Genomic DNA, 22,502 nt, shown 5'->3' on the forward strand with positions numbered 1-22,502 from the left:
TTCGCATGACGGCAACCACCCCTCCGACCGCAAGATGCCCCCCAGGAAACGGCTGATCGTCCCATTGCTGAGCGTCCTTCTGGCGCTGGCGCCGATGCCGCCGGTATCGGTTTCGGTTGTTGCCGTGGGAGTGGCGGCGGTGGTGTGGCCGGATGTCGCGGAGGCGCGGGCCGGGGGCGGGCGAAGCTCCAGCGGCGGGTACAGCCGGCCGTCGCGGACCCCGTCGGTCACGGTGCGCCCTTCGGCGCCACGGACGCCGTCGATGGGCAGCGGCGGCTACAGCCGGCCGCAGACCGCGCCGTCGCCGGGCACCTACGGCCGGGCGCCGTACGGGGGCGGGGACGCATCGGTGTCCCGGCGGCAGAGCGGGGAAGCGCTGGAGCGCTACCGGATCGAGCAGCAACGGCAGCGGACGCCGCCGGTGACCACGCCGGCTCCGGCGCCGCGCAACGATTATGGGTGGGGCGGTGGCGGAAGCTGGGGTGGCGGCTGGGGCTCCGGCTGGGGGCAGCGGCGTTCGGGCGGAAGCTATGGGCCGGGCGGCTGGTACGGGGGGTGGCGCCCGCCGGGATGGGCCTATGGGGGCTCGCCCAGCTTCGGGTTGTGGAACGGGCTGTTCCTCTGGTTCCTGCTCGACAATCTGACGAGGCCGGGATACGCGGACTGGTTCCACCACCATCAGGGCGATCCCGGCTACGCGCAGTGGCGGGCCGAGGCCGAGCGGCGGGCGCAGGACGATCCGCAGTTGCGCGCCCGGCTGGACGATCTGGACAACCAGCTGCGCGCGCAGGAAGGGCAGCCGCGCGACCCGAACTACCTGCCGCCTGATACCCCGCGCGAGGTCGCGCGGGCCGACACGTCCGCTCCGGCGTCCCGGGAGTCCGGGGGCGGGGGCTTCGGGACGGTGGTGATCCTGCTGGTGGCCGGGGCGGGGGTGGTCGCCTTCATGGTGCTGCGCCGCCGCGCCAACACGGGAGGCTCAAGCATGTCGCGCACGTCTCTGGGAACCGCCGCGAACATCATTCGCCAGAAGGTCTCGGGCAAGCCGTATGAGCCCTCGCTGTTCAGGGTCGGCATGACGCTGACGCTGGACCCCACGCCCTTCCTGCTGGCCGGGACGGCGACCAAGGTGACCCCGCCCGGCGGGAGCGGCGGGGACGCGCTGGTCAGCGTGGAGGCGGTCGGGACGCTGAAGGGCGGGGGCGTCACCCTGCACCGGCTCTATCTGCAAGGCGGGCGGGGATTCTTCCAACTGCATCTGGGCGCGGACGGGGTGCCGGACGAGTGCCGCTGGTTCTCCACGCTGGACGAGGTTCAGCCGGCGGACAGCGAGGAATGGGCCTTCTGGCTGGCCGACGCGGACGGGATGGTCGGCTATCCGCAGTTCCAGACCAAGGACGGCAAGCTCTACGACCGGCAATGGAACCCCAGCGCGGCGCGGATCGCGCCGGTCGTCTTCGACGAGACGGTGACCGACCACCGGGGCAGCCGGACGCGGCGCCTGTCCGCCATGTTGTACGCGGCGGGCACCGGGGCGACCGACCCGGCGCCGACGACCGAATATGTGCTGGTCGCGGCGGTCGAGGATTCCGGATCGGCCTGGGTGGAGGTCCGCGCCGGCATCGACATCAACCCCGCGACCTTGTCGCTGACCTGAGCCAGACCGGACGGATGGACGCCATGGACACCAGTTTCGCGCAAATCCTGCAAAGCCTTGGGACCGGCCTGCCTCTGCTGCTGCTGCATTTCGGGGCGACGCTGGTGCTGTTCTTCGTCGGGGTCGCCGCCTATGTCGGCGTGACGCCGCTGCATGAGCGGGAGCTTCTGGCCAGCGGCAACCGGGCGGCCGGGGTCGTGCTGGGCGGCACGGTGGTGGCGCTGGCCATCCCACTGGCGGCGACGCTGGCGACCAGCGAGGCGCTGGCCGACATCGTCGTCTGGGGGGCAATCGCCCTGCTGCTTCAGCTGTTGACCTTCCTGATCGCCATCTGGCTGTTCCGCGACCTGCGGCCGATGATCGAGGCCGGGAACGTGGCTGCGGGAACAGCTTTGGCGGGGCTTCAGATCGCGGTCGCGCTGTTGAACGCGGGCGCCATGGCGGGGTGAAACCCGCCCCAACCGAGAGGAACCGCTGCCATGATCTCGTTCATCCGCAACCTCGTCGGGGTGAAGACCGACCAGGCCGTGCAGTCCGCCGTCGAGGCGCTGGTCCGCTGGGACCCGCACGCCGCCACGGAAGCCGAGCTGCGCACCATGGAGGAGCATCTCGACCAGCTCGGCCTTCAGGTCGCGCAGGCGCGCGCCGCCTACGAGAAGGAGCAGAAGGAGGCCGACGCCATCGGCCAGCTGTCCCGCCAGCGCATGACCGCCGCCGAGCACCTGCAAAAGCAGATGGAGACGGAGACCGACCCCGGCCGCAAGGGGCAGCTTGAGCAGAGCCTGGGCACTCTGGTGGGCATGCTGGAGCAGATGGCCCCGGAGATCGACCGCGAGGAGCAGGACGCCAGGGACGCGCGGGAATTCCTCGACATGCTGGAGAAGACTTACGCGGAGGCCGGTAACAAGCTGAAGGCCGCGCGCAGCGAACTGAACCGGGCACAGCGCGACCTGGGCCGCGCGGCGCAGCAGCGCGAAATGGCCGAACAGCGGGCCGAGGCGGCGCGGCAGGCGGCCGGGCTGACCAGCGCGACCTCAAGCCTGGGCACGGCGTTGAAGGCGATGCAGGACGCCGCCGCCCGCGACCTTGCCTCCGCCGAGGCGGCCAACACCAAGGCGAAGCTGTTGAAGCCGAGCAAGCCGGAAGAGGACGACCCCAACATCAAGGCGGCGCTGGACGCCGCGTCGGGCGTGCGGCCGGCGCCGACCAACCTGTCCGACCGGCTGGCGGCCCTGAAGAACCGGCGGTGACAAAGACCCGGCGTTGAGGGGAACCGCCGTTGAGGGACCGTTCTACTCCGGTGGAATGCCGAGGCGCAGAAGCATTTCGACGAGGCCGCTCTCGCTGATGGCGAGGGCGGCTTGGCCGGGGGACAGCCAGCGGCGTTCGCGCTGGTCCTTCTCCGGCCAGTCGTCTAGTTCCTCCTCGACCTCCAGAAGGTAGACGGTGACCGCGCAGACCACGGACTTGGTTGCGCTCAGCCGCTTGACGTAGCGGTAGTCGCCGAAGGGGCGGCGATCCACGGTGCCGCGCACGCCCGCTTCCTCATACGCCTCGCGCGCGGCCATGGCGTGCGGTTTGACGGACTTCTCGGCCCAGCCCTTGGGGATGATCCAGCGCCGCGTTTCCCGCGACGTGATCAGCAGGACCTCCGGCCGGCCGTTGTTCAGCCGGTACGGCAACGCGGCGTATTGGGTGTGTGGCGTGCGGTTGCTCATCGCTTCAATGTGGGCAACGGAAGGCCACACCCCAAGTTCACCCTATGAGAGATTGTCTTTCGATAAAGACATGTGCCGAAAAAGGCACGGGCCAAAAACGGCTTGGGCCCAAAAAGGCTTGGGCCTTGCCGAAGGCGCCGGTGAGGGGGCGTCAGCCGGTCAGGAACCAGCCGGACTGCACCTGATCCTGGCGGATGCCGAGCAGCGTGACGCTGTCCCCGCCCGAGAAGGTGATGACGGCGTTGCCGGCGCCGTTGGCCGACAGCGTGTAGGTCAGGCCGCCTTGCAACCGGATGCGGTCGCCCTCGGCGGCGCTGAAGTCGGTGACGGTGTCCTGCCCGCTGCCGGCGGCGAAGACAAAAAGGTCGGTGCCCGCGCCGCCGGTCAGGGTGTCGGCGCCGAGATCGCCGAACAGCACGTCGTTGCCCTCGTCGCCGAACAGCCAATCGTCGTCACGGCCGCCGTAGAGCGTGTCGTTGTCGCGGCCACCGTACAGGGTGTCGGCGCCCATGTTGCCGAGCAGGACGTCCGCGCCGGTGTTGCCAAACAGGCGGTCATTGCCGTCGTCGCCGTGCAGCCGGTCGGCGTCGTCGTTGCCGAACAGCGCGTCGCCATCCCGGCCGCCGTAGAGGGTATCACGGTCCCGGCCGGCGTAGAGCGTGTCGGCCCCCATGTTGCCCAGCAGCAGGTCGGCGCCAACGTTGCCGAACAGCAGGTCGTTGTCGTCGCCGCCCTGAACGGTGTCGTTGCCCTCCTCGCCGTAGAGAACGTCGTTGCCGGTCTTCGACCCGATGAAGTCGCCGCCGCCGCCGCCGCGCAACGTGTCGTCGTCCGCACCCAGCACGACATACTGGGCCGACCCGTCGCAGACCACGGTTTGCGAACCGTCGCCGCCGGACAGCTGCACGCCGCCGACCACCGCCAGGAAATCGACGTTGTTGACGCTGATGATCGTGCCGCTGGGCAGGCCGCGGGTGTCGAGCACCACCGCCTCCCCGCCGGTCGCGCTGCCGGTGATGCTGATCGGGGCGTTCGGGGAAGTCCCAGCGGCCACGGTCGGGGTGATGGTGCGCACCGCGACGGTCGCGGTCGGCGGCAGTGTGGAGACGAAGGAGGAGATGGCGCTGCCAATCGCCGCCTGCTGCGCCGGGTCGGTGCTGATCGTGCCCACCATCGCGGAGACGGCGTCGGAAAGCTGGGTCGGCACGACCGGGTTCTGCGGGCCGCTGGCGTTCAGGCTGGTGCCGCCGGGCAGGCTGGCCGACAGGCCGGTGCCGCTCCCGGTCCCCAGATCGACGGTCACCGGGGTCGTGGTCCCGACCGGGATGGTATCGACCTTCGTGGTGGTGACGCCGTTCGTCGTGGTGTTCGTCACGGGGGCGGGGGACTCGCTTCCGCTGCCGCCGCCATCACCGCTTCCGCCGCCGTTGTCGGTGGGCGGCACAGCGTGGCGGATGCTGGAACCGTCGAGGCTGATGAGGCCGTTGGCGCTGTAGCTTCCCTTCAGCACGAGGTTCAGCTCGGCGGCGTCGGCGACGCCGTCGGTGTCGATGTGGAGCGTGGTCAGGCCGTTGCTCGGCGTGCCGATCTGGATGGAGTGGGCGGCCACGGCGGTGCCGTCGCCCTGGGTGACCGTGCCGGACAGCGTCACGCCGTTGATGGTGATCGTGTCTCCCGCGCCGAAGCCGGAGATCGGCAGGCCTCCCGACAGGCTCGTCGTATCGAGGGTCAGGGTGGACGCCGTTCCTGACGAGCCGAAGGCCAGTTCGGCGAGGCCGGTCAGGCTGGCGCCGGTCAGGTCGAGGTCGCCGGTGGCCGTGACGATGTCGTCGCCGGTGCCGGTCACCATCACGCCGAGCAGGGCGCTGGCGCCGGCCGTGACGGTCTGGACGGCGTTGGCTTCGGTCAGGTTGAGCAGGAGAAGGTCGGCCTGGGTCGAGAGCGACAGGTTGCCGCTGGCGAGGTTCACCACGTCGTCGGCGGAACCGGCGGTCCTGGTGCCCTGGATGGTGGTGAGGGCGCCGGTCTGGCCGCTGCCCAGCGTCAGGGTCTGAATCGACGAGGCCTGGGCCATCTTGATGACTTCCAGACTCGTCACCGTGGCGGAGGTCAGGTCCACCGTTCCGCTGCCGGTCAGCCACAGCGTGTCGGTGCCGGCCCCGCCGTCGATGGTTTCGGGCAGGCCGGACATGTCGCTGGCCACGCCCCTGAAGACATCGTCGCCGTCCTCGCCCGCCAAGCTGTCGGTGTCGGTTCCGCCGATCAGGGTGTCGGCCCCTATGCCTCCGGTCAGCACGTCGTTGCCGCCGTTGCCGGTCAGAATGTTGTCGGCATGGTTGCCGGCCAGCGTGTCGTTTCCGGACCCGCCCGTGGCGTTCTCGATCAGGGAGCGAGGGTCATTGTCGTAGAGGTAGGGGTTCGCGATGTTGGCGCCGAACCAGGCCGTGGGAACGACCTCGTCGTCCACCAACATGTAGTCCACGGCGGCGTACTGGGAACCAAGGTCCGACCACGCGCCGGGCTTCAGATCGATGGACAGGTTGGTGACGTAGCTGGCGAAGTTGTAGGTGTCGTTGCCGCCGCCGTCCCAAATGGTCGTCAGAACAATCGGGGCTTGAGGATCGAAGGTGTAGAACGTGTTGGCGCTGTTGGTGGCCCAGTTGGGGCCGTACAGGTGTTGGATCGCCGCGATGTCGTTCGGCATCGGCTTGGCCGGATAACTGCCCGACGGAACGGTGTACCCTCCGGTGTCGCCGTCCGGATAGGAGCGGTAGCTCATCACCGATGTCTGGATGAAATCGATGTCGGCGTCGGCGCTGGGAAAGCCGTTGATGGCGTCGTGCGGGTGCTTCAGGCCGAGGGCGTGGCCGAGCTCGTGGAGAATGGTGAAGTAGGGATAGTCGCCCGGGTTCCATGTGTAGGGATTGTTCGGAACCATCCAGGTGCCCAGTTGGATGTCGCCGGCTTCCTGCGTGTTTCCGGGAAAATCGACCACCTGGGCGGAGAGATTGCCGGGATCGAGATACCAATAGACGCTGATGTCCGAGGCGCTGGCCGTCATGACCTCGGTGAAGGTGAGTTCGGAAACGTCGCTCCAGGCCTTCAGGGCGGCCTTGAACGTCAGCTTTTCCGTGCTGTCCAAGCCGCTGACGTTGGCGGTCGGGGGAGTGGCGTAGCCGGACAGGTCGCTGAGCGAGGACGGAAAGCTATAGGTCAGCGCCGTGCCGTTCCACTTCATTCCATAGAGCGCGGAGTCGATCACCGGATTGTTGGTGAGTGAGCCCGAAATGGAAATGCCGGTCGCCATTGTCCCTCTCCAGTCCCCGCTTCGTTCCGCGCATGGCCCGTGCGAACCGGGGATGCAATGCGGAGGGGCCGTTTTTCTCCCGGCCAATGCGCGCCGGGTCGCCCTCAATCCAACGGGGTAATGTTGCTACCTAACCAGGGAGGGTTATACCCGAAATTGCAAACAATCAACCGCTTTGATTGCGTTTGCGGCAATTGTCTGGCGCCAAGTATGGTGAATTTGTTCGCGCGTTGCGCTAATTACGTCAGCTTAACGAAACTTTACCTAAAATTGTAAGCTGAGACTGGGGCAGGGCGATGGACGCGCGAGCCCATCGACAGCGCGGGCGGTTGCGTTTAGAACCGGAGAAGCCCGCGATCATGAATTGAGCGATCGTGAATTGGGTGGCCGCGACTTGATGGTGAATCCGCGATGGACAAGCTGCACGCCATGCGCGTCTTCGTTCGCGTCGTCGAGGTGAACAGCTTCTCAAAAGCGGCGGAGACGCTGGGGCTGCCGCGCGCCTCGGTCACCACGACGATCCAGAACCTGGAAGCCTCGCTGGGTGTCCGGCTGCTGCAACGGACCACGCGGCGGCTGAACCTGACGCTGGATGGCGCGGCCTATCTGGAAGGCGCCACCCGTGTCCTGTCGGAAATCGACGAGATCGAGGCGTCCTTCACCAGCGCCCGCAAGACGCCGCGCGGCCGGCTGCGCGTGGACATGCCGGGATCCATCGGCCGGCTGGTCATCATCCCGTCCATCCACGAATTCCACCAGACATACCCGGACATCGACCTCATGATCGGGCTGGGCGACCGGCCGATCGACCTGATCCAGGAAGGGGTGGACTGCGTTATCCGCGTCGGCGTGCTGGAGGATTCCAGCCTCGTGGCGCGCCGCATCGGCGCCATGCAGCCGATCACCTGCGCCAGCCCGGCCTATCTGGCCGAACATGGCGAGCCTTCGACCATCGAGGACCTCGACCGCCATGTGGCCGTGAATTACTTCAACAACCGGACCGGGCGGAACTTCGAGCTGTGCTTCACGCGTGACGGCCAGGAGATTGAGGTCGCCATGAAAGGCTCCGTCGCCGTCAACGACGCGGACGCCTATGTGACCTGCGGGCTGGAGGGGCTGGGCATCCTGCAACCCGCGCGGTTCATGGTGCTGCCCCACCTGCGCAGCGGTGCCTTGCGCGAAGTCCTGCGGGAATGGCGACCGCCGCGCGTGCCGGTCTCCGCCGTCTACCCGCACCACCGGCATCTATCCCCTAAGGTCCGCGTTTTCGTGGACTGGGTCGCGGAGCTGTTCGAGCGCTGTCCGCTTCTGCAAGGGGAGGATGTCGCGGAGGACTCCTGTGGCGAGCCGGTCCGTTCGGCCCCGGCGGAGCGCGACACGGCGTGTGATTGCGTCGTCTGAAGAGGTGATTGTTCAGCTGATCTGAACAGTGTTGCCGGAACCCTGATATTTATCCGACCGCTCCGCCTGGACAAACTCCCTTCCACAGCAGTGTGGGAGGGGCGCCCGGCGCCGGTTCGCGATGGATCACGCAAGGCAGGACGGTTCGCTGGCGGTCGATGAACGCGTTATCGCCGGCTATGCCCAGGACATCCGGCTGCGGATTTACCGGCCGGTGGATGCGCGGGGGCCGCTTCCGGGGCTGCTCTATTTCCATGGCGGCGGCTTCACCACCGGTTCGCTGGACGCGGCGGACGGGGCGGCCTCGTTTCTGGCGCGCAGCGTGCCGGCACTGGTGGTGTCGGTCGGCTACTCGCTGGCGCCGGCCCACCCGTTTCCCGCCGCGGCCTTCGACGCGCATCTGGCGGCCTGCTGGCTGACGGACAAGGCTGGCGCGCTCGGCATCCGGGAAGCGGGGCTGGGTGTCGCCGGTCATGACGCGGGCGGGCACATCGCCGCGTCTCTCACCTTCATCGCGCGCGATCAGGGTGGTCCGGAGATCGCCGCGCAGGCGCTGCTCGGCCCCATGCTGGACCCCAGCCTGACGCGGGCGGGGGACGAGCGGGCTTTGGGCTCCGACGTGACGGTGGCGGACTGCGCGCGCTGCTACCGCGCCTATCTGCCGGAGGCGGCGCAACGGCTGCACCCCTACGCCGCGCCGCTGGAATCCCGCCGGCTGGGGCAGTTGCCGCCGACTCTGATCGTCACCGCGCAGAACGATGTGCTGCGGCCGGAGGCTGAGAGCTACGCCGCCCGCCTGATCGGTGCCGGAGTGCCGACCGAGGTGACGCGCTTCCCCGGCGTGTCGCATGCGGCACTGGCCGACCATGAACCGGCCCTGGCCGCCGCCGCCGAGTTTCTGAGGCGCCGCCTGAACGGCGCGCATTCGTAAAACCCTTCGAACTTTTGGCCCGAACCGCAGGAAGTACCATGACCGCATCCCGTGCGAAATTCGCTGTCGTCCTGGCGGCCGGTGTGTCCCTTGCCGCCGTCGCCGTGACCATGTCCGGGCGTCACCCGGCCGAGGCCCAAACCGCTCCGCCGCCGGTGGTGGCGGAGGTGGATGTCGCCACCGTGCAGGCCAAGCCGGTGACCGACTGGCAGAGCTATTCCGGCCGGCTGGAGGCCGTGGACCGGGTGGAGATCCGCCCGCAGGTGCCGGGCACCATCGTCGCCGTGCATTTCCGCAACGGATCGCTGGTCCGCCAGGGCGACGTGCTGTTCACCATCGACCCGCGCCCCTACGAGGCGGAGGTGGCGCGGGCCGAGGCGCAGGTGGCCGCCGCCCAGGCGCGCGTGCGCTACACCGCCGCCGACCTGGATCGCGGTCAGCGCCTGATCAAGGACGACACCATCTCCCGCCGGTCCATGGACGAGAAGGAGAACGCGGCGCGCGAGGCCGCCGCCAACCTGAAGGCCGCCCAGGCGGCGCTGGACATCGCGCGGCTGAACCTCGGCTACACCCAGGTGACCGCCCCGGTGTCGGGCCGCGTGTCGCGGGCGGAGCGGACGGTCGGCAATGTGGTCGCGGCCGGTGCGGCGGCGGAGCCGCTGACCACGCTGGTGTCGGTGTCGCCGATCTACGCGTCGTTCGACGTGGATGAGCAAACCTACCTGCGCCACATCGCCACGGTGAAGGACGCGGCGGACATCCCCGTGCGCCTCGGACTTGCGAACGAAGAAGGGCATCCGCGCGCCGGCACGGTGGAGCATGTGGACAACAGGCTGGACAGTGTGTCCGGCACCATCCGCGTGCGCGCCCGGTTCGACAACGCCGACGGGCTGCTGGTCCCCGGCCTCTACGCACGTCTGAAGGTCGGCGGCACGACGCCGTACGACGCGCTGCTGGTGGACGACCGGGCCATCGGGACCGATCAGGACAAGAAGTTCGTGCTGGTCGTCGGCGCGGAGGACCGGGTGGAGTACCGGGCGGTGAAGCTCGGCCCGTTGCAGGACGGCTTGCGCGTGGTCACTGCCGGCCTGTCGTCGGGCGAGCGGGTGGTGGTCAACGGCCTCCAGCACGCCCGGCCCGGCACGCAGGTCAGCCCGAAGACGGTCGCCATGGGCGCCGATCGGGTGCAGACGGCGGCGCGCTGACGCGTCCCTAGTTCCCTCTCCCCAGAGGGGAGAGGGGGAGAAATGCAGGTGATTCCATGAACATCTCCAAGTTCTTCATCGACCGGCCGATCTTTGCCGGCGTGTTGTCGGTCGCGCTGTTCCTGGCGGGGGCGATCTCGCTGTTCCAGCTGCCGATCTCCGAATATCCGGAGGTGGTGCCGCCCTCCGTCGTGGTGCGCGCGCAGTTCCCCGGCGCCAACCCCAAGGTCATTGCCGAGACGGTCGCTTCGCCGCTGGAGGAGCAGATCAACGGCGTCGAGAACATGCTGTACATGCAGTCGCAGGCCAACAGCGACGGCAACATGGCGCTGACCGTCACCTTCAAGCTGGGGACCGATCCGGACAAGGCGCAGCAGCTGGTGCAGAACCGCGTCGCGCAGGCGCTGCCGCGCCTGCCGGCCGATGTGCAGCGGCTGGGCGTCACGACCGCGAAAAGCTCGCCCACCCTGACCATGGTCGTGCATCTGCTGTCGCCGAACGACCGTTACGACATGACCTACCTGCGCAACTACGCCATCCTGAACGTGCGGGACCGGCTGAACCGGATCGGCGGCGTGGGCGAGGTGCAGGTCTGGGGATCCGGCGACTACGCCATGCGCGTGTGGCTCGACCCGCAGAAGGTCGCCCAACGCGGGCTGACCGCCACCGACGTGGTGAACGCCATCCGCGAGCAGAACGTGCAGGTCGCGGCCGGCGTCATCGGCGCTTCGCCCACGCTGCCGGACGTGCCGTTGCAGCTGTCGATCAACGCGCGCGGCCGGCTGAAGACGGCGGAGGAGTTCGGCGAGGTCATCCTGAAGACGGGTGCCGACGGCGGCGTCACGCTGCTGCGCGACGTGGCGCGGGTGGAGCTGGCCGCCGCCCAGTACGGGTTGCGGTCGCTGCTGAACAACAAGCCGGCGGTGGCGCTGGCGATCACCCAGACGCCGGACGCCAACGCGCTGGCGATTTCCGACCAGGTGCGCGCGACGATGGCCGAGCTGAAGGCCGACATGCCGGACGGCGTGGACTATTCCATCGTCTACGACCCGACGCAGTTCGTCCGCTCCAGCATCGAGGCGGTGGTGCACACGCTGTTGGAAGCGGTGGCGCTGGTCGTGCTGGTGGTGATCGTCTTTCTTCAGACGTGGCGGGCGTCGATCATCCCGCTGCTGGCCGTGCCGGTGTCCATCGTCGGCACCTTCTCGCTGATGTACGCCTTCGGCTTCTCGATCAACGCGCTGTCGCTGTTCGGCATGGTGCTGGCCATCGGCATCGTCGTGGACGACGCCATCGTCGTGGTGGAGAACGTCGAGCGCAACATCGAGTCCGGCCTGTCCGCCCGCGACGCCACCGTCAAGGCCATGCAGGAGGTCAGCGGGCCGATCATCGCCATTGCGCTGACCCTGGTTGCCGTCTTCGTGCCGCTGGCCGCCATGACCGGCCTGACCGGCGAGTTCTACAAGCAGTTCGCGATGACCATCGCGATCTCCACGGTGATTTCGGCCTTCAACTCCCTGACCCTGTCGCCGGCCCTGTCGGCGGTGCTGCTGCGCGGCCATGACCAGCCGCAGGACTGGCTGACCCGTGGAATGAACCGGGTGTTCGGCGGCTTTTTCCGGCTGTTCAACCGGGTGTTCCACCGGGCGTCGGACGGCTATGGCCGGGGTGTCGGCGGGGTGGTGCGGCACAAGGGGGCGATGCTGGCGGTCTACGCGCTGCTGCTCGGGCTGACCGTGCTGCTCGGCCGGGCAGTGCCGACGGGCTTCGTGCCCTTGCAGGACAAGGAGTATCTCGTCAGCTTCGCGCAGCTTCCCAACGGCGCCTCGCTGGACCGGACGGAGAAGGTGATCCGCGAGATGACCGACATCGCGCTGGCCCGCCCCGGCGTGGAGAGCGCGGTGGCCTTCCCCGGCCTGTCGGTCAACGGCTTCACCAACAGCTCCAGCGCCGGCATCGTGTTCGTGACGCTGAAGCCCTTTGCCGAGCGCAAGGATCCTGGTCTGTCCGCGAACGCCATCGCGGGCGACCTGCAACGGCGCTACGCCGGGCTGAAGGAAGCCTTCGTCGCCATCTTCCCGCCGCCGCCGGTCATGGGCCTCGGCACGCTGGGCGGCTTCAAGATGCAGCTGGAGGATCGCGGCAACCTTGGCTACGAGGCGCTGAGCGAGGCGGTGAACGCGTTCGTCAAGAAGGCGGCGCAGACGCCGGAACTGGGGCCGAGCTTTTCCAGCTATCAGATCAACGTGCCGCAGCTGGACGTCGATCTGGACCGGGTGAAGGCCAAGCAGCTGGGCGTCCCGGTCGGCGACGTGTTCGACACCATGCAGATCTATCTGGGCTCGCTCTACGTGAACGACTTCAACAACTTCGGCCGCGTCTATCAGGTGCGGGTGCAGGCCGACGCGCCGTTCCGCGCCCAGGCCGACGACATCGGGCTGCTGAAGACGCGCAACGCGCAGGGCGCCATGGTGCCGCTGTCCTCTCTGGTCACGGTGAAGCAGAGCTACGGGCCGGAGATGGTGGTGCGCTACAACGGCTACACGGCGGCCGACATCAACGGTGGTCCGGCGCCCGGCTTCTCGTCCGGTCAGGCCCAGGCGGCGGCCGAGCGCATCGCGGCGGAGGTTCTGCCGCGCGGCGTGAAGTTCGAATGGACCGACCTGACCTACCAGCAGATCCTGGCTGGCAATGCCGCGCTGTGGGTCTTCCCGATCAGTGTGCTGCTGGTCTTCCTGGTGCTGGCCGCACAGTACGAAAGCCTGACGTTGCCGCTGGCCATCCTGCTGATCGTGCCGATGAGCCTGATGTCGGCGCTGGGCGGCGTGTGGCTGACCGGCGGGGACAACAACATCTTCACCCAGATCGGCTTCATGGTGCTGGTCGGCCTGTCGGCGAAGAACGCCATCCTGATCGTGGAGTTCGCCCGCGAGTTGGAGCAGCACGGGCGCACCGCCGTCCAGGCGGCCATCGAGGCGAGCCGGCTGCGCCTGCGGCCGATCCTGATGACCTCCATCGCCTTCATCATGGGGGTGGTGCCGCTGGTGGTCTCCACCGGGGCGGGGGCGGAGATGCGGCAGGCCATGGGCGTGGCGGTGTTCTTCGGGATGATCGGCGTCACGCTGTTCGGTCTGGTGCTGACGCCGGTCTTCTACGTGCTGCTGCGCCGGCTGGCCGGGGCGGGCAAGGTGAAGGCGGTTCCGGCGCACGGTTCGATGGCCGCCGCGGCGGGTGAATGAGCTGCGGGCGAGGGGGACGGGCGCGCCTGGAAAACATCACGATCGATTGTGACGGCGTGATTCCGTTCCCCCTTGTCAAGACTTGATCCGTCCGAATGGGTCGCCTCTGCCGAAGGGCGTAAGATTTTCGAATGGGAACTTAATAATTTCCTCTCTAAGGATCTTGTTGGAGAATATCGGTTTCAGGGCAAGGCAAGCGGGTCATGTCATGGGCACACGAACGATTGCGTCCGATGCTCGGTCCGATCTTGCCCGGCCCGATCCTGCTCGGGGAAAATCGGGGCAGGACGTTTTGAAGGAACGGGATGCGGCCTGCGCCGTGTACCGGCCGACTTTGTTCCGCCTGTTCTGGACGAAGGGCGGTCGGCGCGACCGGGCGGTCGTCCTGGCGGCGTGGCTGGGCACGCTGGCGGCCAGCATCGGGCTGGGGCTGGCGTCGATCACGCTGGGCTGGTCGGGGCTGCCGATCCATTTCGCCGGCGTGGACGTGTTCGCCACGCTCTATCCGCCGCTGATCTTCGCCACGCTGTGGGTGCTGTGGTTCGGCTTCTGGTGGGGATTCCTGCCCGCCTATCTTTCGACGCTGGCGTTGGCGCTCCATTCGGGCATGCCGCTGCACTGGTCGCTGCTGTTCGCCTTCGCCGACCCGCTGGGGCTGGCCGTCTTCGCCATCGGCTATCGGGCTTTGCCCATTCCCTATGACCTGCGGTCTTTCAACGCGCTCGTCGTCTTCGTCGTGCTGTCCTTCGTCGGCGCGGTGTTCGGCTCCGCCGGGTCGGTCATCTGGATCATGACCAACGGGGTCGGACGGCATGACGTGCTGCCGGTCTGGCAGGGGTGGTGGCTGGGCGCTTTCCTGCAGAATCTGACCATCGTCGCGCCGTTCCTCTGGGCCTTCAGCCGGCCTCTGGCGCGCTGGCGCGGCGGCCGGGGCTGGAGGGCGGAGGAGGGCGACCGGGGGGCCTGGACGGTGCTGGGCGGGGCGACGATCCTCGCCGGGGTGCTGCTGTTCCTGTACGCGTCGGTGCGGCTGAACGCGCTGGCCTTCGAGACGGCCTCGGCGACGGGCGACGACGGGGCGGTCCGCGCGGCGGCCAGGGCGCTCGCCGAATCGTCCCAGTCGATGTACTGGGTGATGACGATCATCGTCCTGTTCGCCTTCTACGTCGCGCACCAGCTGTTCAGCCATTGGTCGGCCGCGACGCGGCGCGCGGCGGCGGAGCTGTCGGCGACGAACACGCATCTGGCCGATCAGGCGCGGCGGCTGGCCGACGCGCTCGACAGCGAACGGCTCGCCCACGAGCGGCTGAAGGCGACGCAGGCGCAGTTGATTCAGGCCGAGAAGATGGCCGCGCTGGCCCATCTGGTCGCCGGGGTCGCGCACGAGATCAACACGCCGCTGGGCATCGCGCTGCTGGCGAGCACGCATCTGGGCGACGAGACCCGGCGGCTGGAACAGCGCGTCGCGAACGGACAGGTGCGCAAGAGCGATCTGACGGACTATCTGGGCGTCGCGAAGGAGACCAGCACTCTTCTGCACACCCATGTGGCGCGGGCGGCCGGGCTGGTGCAGAGCTTCAAGCAGGTGGCCGCCGATCAGGTGGCGGACGAGCGGCGCGGCTTCAACCTGCGGGCCAGCCTTGAGGAATTGGCGAGCAGTCTGGCGCCGGCCCTGCGCAAGGCCGGGCACGTCCTGACGGTCGAATGCCCGGACGACATCGTCATGGATTCCTACCCCGGCGCCCTGGGGCAGGTGGTGACCAACCTTGCCATGAACGCGGTGGACCACGCCTTCGAGCCGGGGCAGGCCGGCACGTTGCGGATCGACGTGACGATGATCGACGCGGATACGGTGGCGCTGTCCTTCAGCGACGATGGGCGCGGCATCCCGGCCGACATCCGGTCCAAGGTGTTCGACCCCTTCTTCACGACCCGGCGCGGCGCGGGGAACACCGGGCTTGGCCTGCACATCGTCTTCAATCTGGTCACCTCGCGGCTGGGCGGGCGCATCGCGCTGGAGGACGGGCAGGGACGGGGGTGCCGGTTCCTGATCCGCATGCCGGTGACGGCGCCGGTCGCGGGCTGAGTGGCAGCCTGACCGTCGGCCCCATCGCGGTTCATGAAGAAAGCTGATATGATACGCTTGCATCCGGGGGCGGGCTCTGTCTGTATCCCGGAATCAGGGCCAGTGCGCATCGCGTTGTTGCGGCAACGCTGTTGTTGAAGGTCTGCCGACTCTATTTACAGCCAAACCACCAGGAGACTGTGTGCGATGCGTGATCTCCCCCTGACGATGGCGGAAGCCGCAGCTTGGCTGAGATGTTCGGAAGCCGAGGTGCAGGAACTCTTGAACGCGGGCCGGCTCCGCCCCTTCCAGCCGGGCGGGCAGGACGGCCGGCTGTCGCTGAACGCTGTCGTCGTTCTGGCCGAGAGCCTGCCGACCGACCGCCGCATCTTCGAGGTGCGCGAGGCGGCGGCGCGGCCCGAGCATGGGCATGCCGCGCCGGGCGCGCGGTCGCCCTATCCGACGCGGCCCGGCGGGCACGACCAGCGCCCGGCGGTGATCGTCGAGCGTCGGACGACGCGGACCTACACGCCCTAAAGCGAATTAGCATTCGCTTTAGATTCAAATGGCCTCATTCGCCGGCCGGCTTCGAACGCATGGGCGTTCGGGACCGCCGTCGCGGTCCAGAGCGGATCGAGATCCGCCCTAAACGGGCCTTCGACGCATAAGGGAGCGCCGGCGGGATCGGTCCCGCATCGGCGCCCTCTGTGTTTCAGCCGGTCGTGCTTTCGGGCCGTGCTTGCGAAGCGTCAGGCCAGTTCGACGCGCACGGCGAAGGGGCCGTTCTCGCCCTTATGGGCAACGAAACGGACGTCCTCGCCATCGGCGACCACGTCGAGGCCCGACTGGCGCAGCGTCGCGCGGTCGAAATAGACCCCGATGCCGGTTTCGTCGTCCCACGGATCGATCAGACCGGACTGGCTGTCGAGGTTGTACCAGCGCACCGTGCCGTAGCTGACATGCTCCGGCCCGAGGGGTACGCGGGGAGCCGGCTCGAATCGCGCCGGGCGGGGCGGGCGCTCACCAGTCCGTTCGGCAATCCGTTCCGGAGCCCGTTCACCGGCGGGAGCGGGCGCACCCGGCTCGGCCCCTTCGGAGCGCTGGCGGCGCGCCCTCGGCTCGCGCCGCGGCTTGGGCTCCGGCGGGGCGCCGGGCGTGACGGAGTGAACGGCCGAAACCTGACGGCCCTTCGGACCTTCCACGACATCGCAGACGAGGATGGTGCCCTCGATCAAGGACACATCGCCCAGAGGAGCCAGCACCGACGAATGGAGGAACGCCTCGCCGCTTCCATCCGCGAAGCGGACGAAGCCGAAGCCCTTGTCCGTCTTGAACCACTTCACCGTCGCCGTGACGTTCTTCAACTCTTCGCTCACCGTAAGCACTCTGTAGCCCGTATTGCAGATGAATGACCTTGGCGGGGTTTCCTTTCCAACGCAATCTGTAAGGTGACGTTCCGGGTCGCTTTCCACAAGGTCTTGGGGCACCATCGCCCAAAACCCGGTGAGGAGACCCATGCTGGACAGCGCGCTTTCGCTCATCGAACGGCACCTTCCCGTGCCGGTCCCGGACCGCCAGCGCCCGATCCTGGAGCAGATTCGCCGTCTGGCGGAGCTTCACGATGGCGAGCGCGACGAGATTCGGGAGCGGATCGGCGCGGCGCTGGTCGAACTGGGCCGCGCCCTGGACCACTGCGCCGTGCGCCTTGACGAGGACGGCGACCCGGTGCCGCCGGACACGGGGTGGGAACCCTGGATGGACGTCGAGGACTGGGTGTTGGGAAAGGGCAAATACACCGGCAGCGCCCGGCGGCTGGCCGTCCTGTACCTCGTCCGGAGCCTGGGGCTGACGCTGAAGCGCGGCGACTTCGCGGCCGGCGGGCTGGACGCGGAGAATCAGTTCCGGGCACAGGTGCTCATGAACGCGCCGGCCCGGCCCGAAGGGCTGCCGCCCCGGTTCTGGGCGGTCGCCCTGATGTACGGGGCCGTGCTGGCCGACGCGTTCCGGACGTTTGATGAGTAGAGGGAGCGGTCTCCGTCAGCGGGGGCGGGGGGCCAGATTGCGGCCGGGTGAGTTGGGACCGGTCGCGCGGGGACCGCTTCCGTCCGGGCCTTCCCGCGTCTCCAGCTTGTTGAACAGCAGGGCGGCCAGGGTGCAGACGGCGCCCGACAGCAGATAGGCGCCGACCCAGCCAAGCCCGAACTTGCTCGACAGGCCGAGCGCCACCAGCGGCGCGAAGCCGGCGCCGGTCAGCCAGGACAGGTCGGAGGTGAGGGCCGAGCCGGTGTAGCGGTAGCGGGTCAGGAAGTTGGATGACACCGCCCCCGCCGCCTGGCCGAAGGACAGACCGAGCAGCGCGAAGCCCAGCAGGATGAACGCGGTCTGTCCGGTGGCGCCGCCGCCCAGAAGGAAGGGCGTCACGGCGCTGAAGACGGCGATGGCGCCAGCGCAGATGGCGAGCAGGGGGCGGCGGCCGACGCGGTCGGCGATCAGGCCGGACAGGACGGTGGCCAGCGCCCCCACCACGGCCCCGGCGCACTGCACCAGCAGGAATTCGCCGCCCGAGCGCTGGTCGAACAGGGTGACCCAGCTGAGCGGGAAAATGGTCACCAGATGGAAGAGGGCGAAGCTGGCCAGCGGCACGAAGGTGCCGATCAGCACGAAACGCCCCTGCGCCGTGAACATGTCGGCGACGCTGGTCGGCTCAAGCTCCCGGTTTTCGAGCAGGCGCGAGAATTCGTCCGTGACGACAAGGCGCAGACGGGCGAACAGCGCCACCACGTTGATGGTGAAGGCGACGTAGAAGGGGAAGCGCCAGCCCCAGCTGAGGAAGTCCTCCGACGACAGGTTGAGCAGGAAGTAGGCGAACAGCCCGCTTGCCAGCAGGAAGCCGAGCGGCGCGCCGAGTTGCGGCATCATCGCGTACCAGCCCCGGCGATGGCGTGGCGCGTTGAGCGCCAGCAGCGACGCCAGCCCGTCCCAGGCGCCGCCCAGCGCCAGCCCCTGCCCGACGCGGAAGACGCCGAGAAGCACGATGGAGACGACGCCGATGCTCTGGTAGCCGGGCAGGAAGCTGATCGCCGCCGTGGAAAAGCCGAGCAGCAGCATCGCCACCGTCAGCTTCACGCCGCGCCCGTAGATCTGATCGACGGCCATGAACACGATGGAGCCGACCGGCCGCGCGATAAAGGCCAGCGAGAACACCAGGAAGGAATAGAGCGTCGCCGTCACCGGATCGACGAACGGGAAGAACACGTACGGAAAGACGAGGACCGAGCCGATTCCGTAGACGAAGAAATCGAAAAATTCCGCCGTTCGGCCGATGACGACGCCCAGCGCGATCTCGCCCGGCGCGACTTTGTGGTCGGTCGACACGAGCCGCGCGTCGCGCTCCAGCGGTGTCGAGGTCGGCGTGCCGTGATGTGCGCTCATCGAGGTTCTTCGCTCCCCATCCTTTTGCGGCCGGGTTGACGGCATCGAGGCTCAGGAGCCCAACAGGCCGGGAACCCTTCTTGTGCCCACCCATTCCGGCCACCCATGCCGGATGGGGAATGAAATTTGGGCAAGGGCACAAAAATTGATCTCCACGGTTAATCCAGCGGGTGCTGACCGCCGCCGGCCAGCCAAGCCCCGATCACGCTCGTCCGGCGCTCCGCCGGGCGGGACCAACGAACGTAACGCATGGGAAGCGCTCCGGTGCCCCAACTCAGGCGAATTCATGCCCCGCGCGCCCGCAACAGGCTCCGCGCGTTCGGGGCGATGCTCCTTCCGGTTCTCCTGGCCGGATGCAACGCCGTCGTGATGGATCCGGCCGGTGACATTGCGGTGCAGCAGCGCAACCTCATCGTCACCTCCACGGTGCTGATGCTGCTGATCATCGTGCCGGTCATCACGCTGACGCTGCTGTTCGCGTGGCACTACCGCGCGGAGAATAAGAAGGCCACCTACGACCCGGAATGGCATCATTCCACCCGGCTGGAGGTGGTGATCTGGACGGCGCCGCTGATGATCATCATCGCTCTCGGGGCGATCACCTGGCTCAGCACGCACACGCTCGACCCCTACCGGCCGCTGACCCGCCTCGATTCCTCGCGGCCCCTGCCGGCGGATGCGAAGCCGCTGAACGTCCAGGTCGTCGCGCTCGATTGGAAATGGCTGTTCTTCTACCCGGACCACGGGATCGCGACGGTCAACGAACTGGCGGCGCCGGTGGACGTGCCCATCGCCTTCCACATCACTTCGGCCACGGTGATGAACTCCTTCTTCATTCCGGCGCTGGCGGGGCAGGTCTACGCCATGGCCGGGATGGAGACGAAGCTGCACGCGGTCATCAACGAGGAAGGCACCTACAACGGCTTCTCGGCGAACTACAGCGGGTCCGGCTTCTCGCGCATGAACTTCAACTTCCATGGCATGACCCGGCAGGGGTTCGACCAGTGGGTGGAGAAGGTGAAGCGGGAGGGATCGGCGCTCGACCGCCCCGCCTATCTGGCGCTGGAGCAGCCGAAGGAGGACGTGCCGGTCCAGTATTTCTCCCGCGTGGAGGACGGGCTTTACACCGCCATCCTGAACATGTGCGCGGTCCCCGGAAAGATGTGCATGGCCGAGATGCACCACATCGATTCCATGGGCGGCGCCGGCCGGGAGAGCCACGAGAACCGGGAGCGCCTGCGGTACGACAACCGCCTGATGCAGAGCGGCCACGAGGCGTCGGCCGCGACCCATCCGGCGTCGGGGCGCCCGCCGCGCGGCGGCGGTGACGGCGACGTCCAGCCCGAAGGCATGCGGCCCCGGCCGGGATCGCCCGCCGTGAACCAGCCGACGACCCATCCGGACACGCCTCAGGGCCACGCCATGCCCGGCGCGCCGGACACCGTGGCGCCGCCGCAACTCAACAACAAGACCGATAGCAACAACACCGATACCAACAAGACCGACAGCGGCCAGCCGCGATAGTCGGAGCGGGGCAATCCCATGTTCTCAGACATAGATCTTCAGACCTTTCTCTTCGGGCGGCTGACCTGGGCATCGATTCCCCTCCATGAACCCATTCTGATCGCGACCTTCACCGCCGTCGTGCTGGGCGGCCTCGCGCTGGTCGCGGCGGTGACCTATTACCGGGCCTGGGGCTATCTGTGGCGCGAATGGATCACCAGCGTCGATCACAAGCGGATCGGCGTCATGTACGGGATTCTCGCCATCATCATGCTGCTGCGCGGTTTTGCCGACGCGATCATGATGCTGACGCAGAAGGCGGTCGCCTTCGGCCCGAACGAGGGCTATCTGCCGCCGCACCATTTCGATCAGGTCTTCACCGCCCACGGCGTGATCATGATCTTCTTCTTCGCGATGCCGATGGTCACCGCGGTGATGAACTACGTCATGCCGTTGCAGATCGGGGCCCGCGACGTCGCCTTTCCCTTCCTGAACAACTTCAGCTTCTGGATGACCGCCGGCGGCGCCTTCCTGACCATGGTGTCGCTGTTCGTGGGTGAGTTCGCCCGCACGGGCTGGCTGGCCTACCCGCCGCTGTCGGGGCCTGACTTCAGCCCCGGTGTCGGGGTCGATTACTACATATGGGGGCTACAGGTCGCGGGTGTCGGGACAACACTGTCCGGCATAAATCTGATCGCGACCATCGTGAAGATGCGGGCGCCGGGCATGACGATGATGAAGATGCCCATCTTCACCTGGACGACGCTGTGCACCAACGTGCTGATCGTCGCCGCCTTCCCGGTGCTGACCGCCACCTTGGCGCTGCTGTCGCTCGACCGTTACGTGGGGACGCATTTCTTCACGAACGACTTGGGCGGCAACCCGATGATGTACATCAACCTGATTTGGATCTGGGGCCACCCGGAGGTGTACATCCTGATCCTGCCCTGCTTCGGCATCTATTCGGAAATCGTCTCGACCTATTGCGGCAAGCGGCTGTTCGGCTACGCGTCGATGGTCTACGCGACGGTGGTCATCACGATCCTGTCCTATCTGGTCTGGCTGCACCACTTCTTCACGATGGGGTCGGGGGCCAGCGTGAACGCCTTCTTCGGCATCACGACGATGATCATTTCCATCCCGACGGGCGCCAAGATCTTCAACTGGCTGTTCACCATGTACCGGGGCCGCATCCGGTTCGAGGTGCCGATGCTGTGGACCGTCGGTTTCATGGTGACCTTCGTGATCGGCGGCATGACCGGCGTGCTGCTGGCGGTTCCGCCGGCCGATTTCGTGCTGCACAACGGCCTGTTCCTGGTCGCCCATTTCCACAACGTGATCATCGGCGGCGTGGTGTTCGGCCTGATGGCGGGACTGTACTACTGGTTCCCGAAAGTGACCGGCTACCGGCTCGATCCCTTCTGGGGGAAGATGACCTTCTGGTTCTGGCTGGTCGGCTTCTACTTCGCCTTCATGCCGCAATATGTGCTTGGCCTGATGGGGGTGACGCGGCGGCTGAACCACTTCGAGGACTACGCACTGCAGCCCTGGTACTACGCCGCGACCTTCGGCGCGCTGCTGATCGCGCTGGGGATCGGGTCCTTCATCGTCCAGCTTGCGGTGACCTTCCTGCGGCGGGAGCAGCTGCGCGACCTGACGGGCGATCCGTGGCACGGGCGGACGCTGGAATGGTCCACCTCCTCCCCGCCGCCGCCCTACAACTTCGCTTTCATCCCCATCGTCCACGAGCAGGACGCCTGGTGGGACATGAAGCGGCGCGGCCACGTCCGCCCGCGCGACGGCTACCGGCCCATCCACATGCCGAAGAACACCGCCGCCGGGTTTGTACTGTCGGCGATCAGCACCGTGCTGGCCTTCGCGCTCATCTGGTACATCTGGTGGCTCGCCATTGTCTCCTTCGTCGCTCTGATCGCGGCCGCCATCGCGCACACCTTCAATTACCGGCGGGACTACTACATCCCGGCCGAGGAGGTCATGAGCTTCGAAGACGGGCGCGCGCGCGCCGCTGCGGAGTAGGCGAACG

The 22,502-nt window shown here is 67.7% G+C and carries 16 protein-coding genes; 12 read left to right on the forward strand and 4 right to left on the reverse strand.

Annotation, left to right across the window (positions count from 1 at the left end; translation table 11 throughout):
- Nucleotides 1-34: 34 nt before the first annotated feature.
- From J2852_RS19855 to J2852_RS19865, 3 genes are read left to right on the forward strand one after another with little or no spacing between them, the layout of a single operon-like run.
- Nucleotides 35-1,657, forward strand: coding sequence for a DUF2491 family protein (locus J2852_RS19855; RefSeq protein ID WP_246499865.1), 1,623 nt, complete (start codon nt 35-37; stop codon nt 1,655-1,657).
- A gap of 23 nt (nt 1,658-1,680) precedes the next feature.
- Nucleotides 1,681-2,106 carry a DUF350 domain-containing protein gene (locus tag J2852_RS19860; RefSeq protein WP_209878737.1) on the forward strand — a complete coding sequence of 142 codons (426 nt, stop codon included), beginning with the start codon at nt 1,681-1,683 and terminating at the stop codon, nt 2,104-2,106.
- A gap of 30 nt (nt 2,107-2,136) precedes the next feature.
- Nucleotides 2,137-2,907 carry a hypothetical protein gene (locus tag J2852_RS19865; RefSeq protein ID WP_209878739.1) on the forward strand — a complete coding sequence of 257 codons (771 nt, stop codon included), beginning with the start codon at nt 2,137-2,139 and terminating at the stop codon, nt 2,905-2,907.
- Between the two features lie 42 nt (nt 2,908-2,949).
- Here the strand turns inward: J2852_RS19865 and J2852_RS19870 are convergent, their stop codons facing one another.
- Nucleotides 2,950-3,375 carry an NUDIX hydrolase gene (locus tag J2852_RS19870; protein ID WP_209878741.1) on the reverse strand — a complete coding sequence of 142 codons (426 nt, stop codon included), beginning with the start codon at nt 3,373-3,375 and terminating at the stop codon, nt 2,950-2,952.
- Nucleotides 3,376-3,526: 151 nt separating this feature from the next.
- Nucleotides 3,527-6,682: a M10 family metallopeptidase C-terminal domain-containing protein gene (locus tag J2852_RS19875; protein WP_209878743.1), complete on the reverse strand. Its 3,156-nt coding sequence runs from the start codon at nt 6,680-6,682 to the stop codon at nt 3,527-3,529.
- 411 nt (nt 6,683-7,093) lie between these two features.
- Here J2852_RS19875 and J2852_RS19880 point away from each other — a divergent pair, with 411 nt between their 5' ends.
- The 6 genes from J2852_RS19880 (at nt 7,094) to J2852_RS19905 (ending at nt 16,060) form a co-directional block, all read left to right on the forward strand.
- Nucleotides 7,094-8,083: a LysR family transcriptional regulator gene (locus tag J2852_RS19880; RefSeq protein WP_209878745.1), complete on the forward strand. Its 990-nt coding sequence runs from the start codon at nt 7,094-7,096 to the stop codon at nt 8,081-8,083.
- Nucleotides 8,084-8,204: 121 nt separating this feature from the next.
- The gene (locus J2852_RS19885; protein WP_209878747.1) at nt 8,205-9,014 is read left to right on the forward strand and encodes an alpha/beta hydrolase; all 810 of its coding nucleotides are present in this window, start codon (nt 8,205-8,207) and stop codon (nt 9,012-9,014) included.
- A gap of 38 nt (nt 9,015-9,052) precedes the next feature.
- Nucleotides 9,053-10,219: an efflux RND transporter periplasmic adaptor subunit gene (locus J2852_RS19890; protein WP_209878749.1), complete on the forward strand. Its 1,167-nt coding sequence runs from the start codon at nt 9,053-9,055 to the stop codon at nt 10,217-10,219.
- Between the two features lie 56 nt (nt 10,220-10,275).
- A complete protein-coding gene (locus J2852_RS19895; RefSeq protein ID WP_209878750.1) occupies nt 10,276-13,458 on the forward strand; it encodes an efflux RND transporter permease subunit in 3,183 nt (1,060 codons plus the stop codon).
- A gap of 319 nt (nt 13,459-13,777) precedes the next feature.
- On the forward strand, nt 13,778-15,544 hold the full coding sequence (locus J2852_RS32255) for a sensor histidine kinase (RefSeq protein ID WP_209878752.1): 1,767 nt from the start codon (nt 13,778-13,780) through the stop codon (nt 15,542-15,544).
- A 186-nt stretch (nt 15,545-15,730) separates the two neighbouring features.
- Nucleotides 15,731-16,060, forward strand: a complete 330-nt coding sequence (locus tag J2852_RS19905) for a helix-turn-helix domain-containing protein (RefSeq protein WP_209878754.1) — start codon at nt 15,731-15,733, stop codon at nt 16,058-16,060.
- Between the two features lie 212 nt (nt 16,061-16,272).
- Here the strand turns inward: J2852_RS19905 and J2852_RS19910 are convergent, their stop codons facing one another.
- Nucleotides 16,273-16,899, reverse strand: a complete 627-nt coding sequence (locus J2852_RS19910) for a cold-shock protein (protein WP_209878756.1) — start codon at nt 16,897-16,899, stop codon at nt 16,273-16,275.
- 139 nt (nt 16,900-17,038) lie between these two features.
- On the opposite strand from J2852_RS19910, the gene J2852_RS19915 reads away from it, so the two are divergent.
- Entirely contained in the window at nt 17,039-17,545 is a 507-nt protein-coding gene (locus tag J2852_RS19915; protein WP_209878758.1) for a hypothetical protein, read from the forward strand.
- 15 nt (nt 17,546-17,560) lie between these two features.
- Here the strand turns inward: J2852_RS19915 and J2852_RS19920 are convergent, their stop codons facing one another.
- Nucleotides 17,561-18,955 carry an MFS transporter gene (locus J2852_RS19920; RefSeq protein WP_209878760.1) on the reverse strand — a complete coding sequence of 465 codons (1,395 nt, stop codon included), beginning with the start codon at nt 18,953-18,955 and terminating at the stop codon, nt 17,561-17,563.
- A 327-nt stretch (nt 18,956-19,282) separates the two neighbouring features.
- On the opposite strand from J2852_RS19920, the gene cyoA reads away from it, so the two are divergent.
- Nucleotides 19,283-20,479 (forward strand): ubiquinol oxidase subunit II, encoded by a 1,197-nt coding sequence (gene cyoA / locus J2852_RS19925; RefSeq protein WP_209878763.1) that lies wholly within the window; start codon nt 19,283-19,285, stop codon nt 20,477-20,479.
- A gap of 18 nt (nt 20,480-20,497) precedes the next feature.
- Nucleotides 20,498-22,495 carry a cytochrome o ubiquinol oxidase subunit I gene (gene cyoB / locus J2852_RS19930; protein WP_209878765.1) on the forward strand — a complete coding sequence of 666 codons (1,998 nt, stop codon included), beginning with the start codon at nt 20,498-20,500 and terminating at the stop codon, nt 22,493-22,495.
- Nucleotides 22,496-22,502 lie beyond the last annotated feature (7 nt).

The organism is Azospirillum soli (assembly GCF_017876165.1).
Taxonomy (GTDB): Bacteria; Pseudomonadota; Alphaproteobacteria; order Azospirillales; family Azospirillaceae; genus Azospirillum; species Azospirillum soli.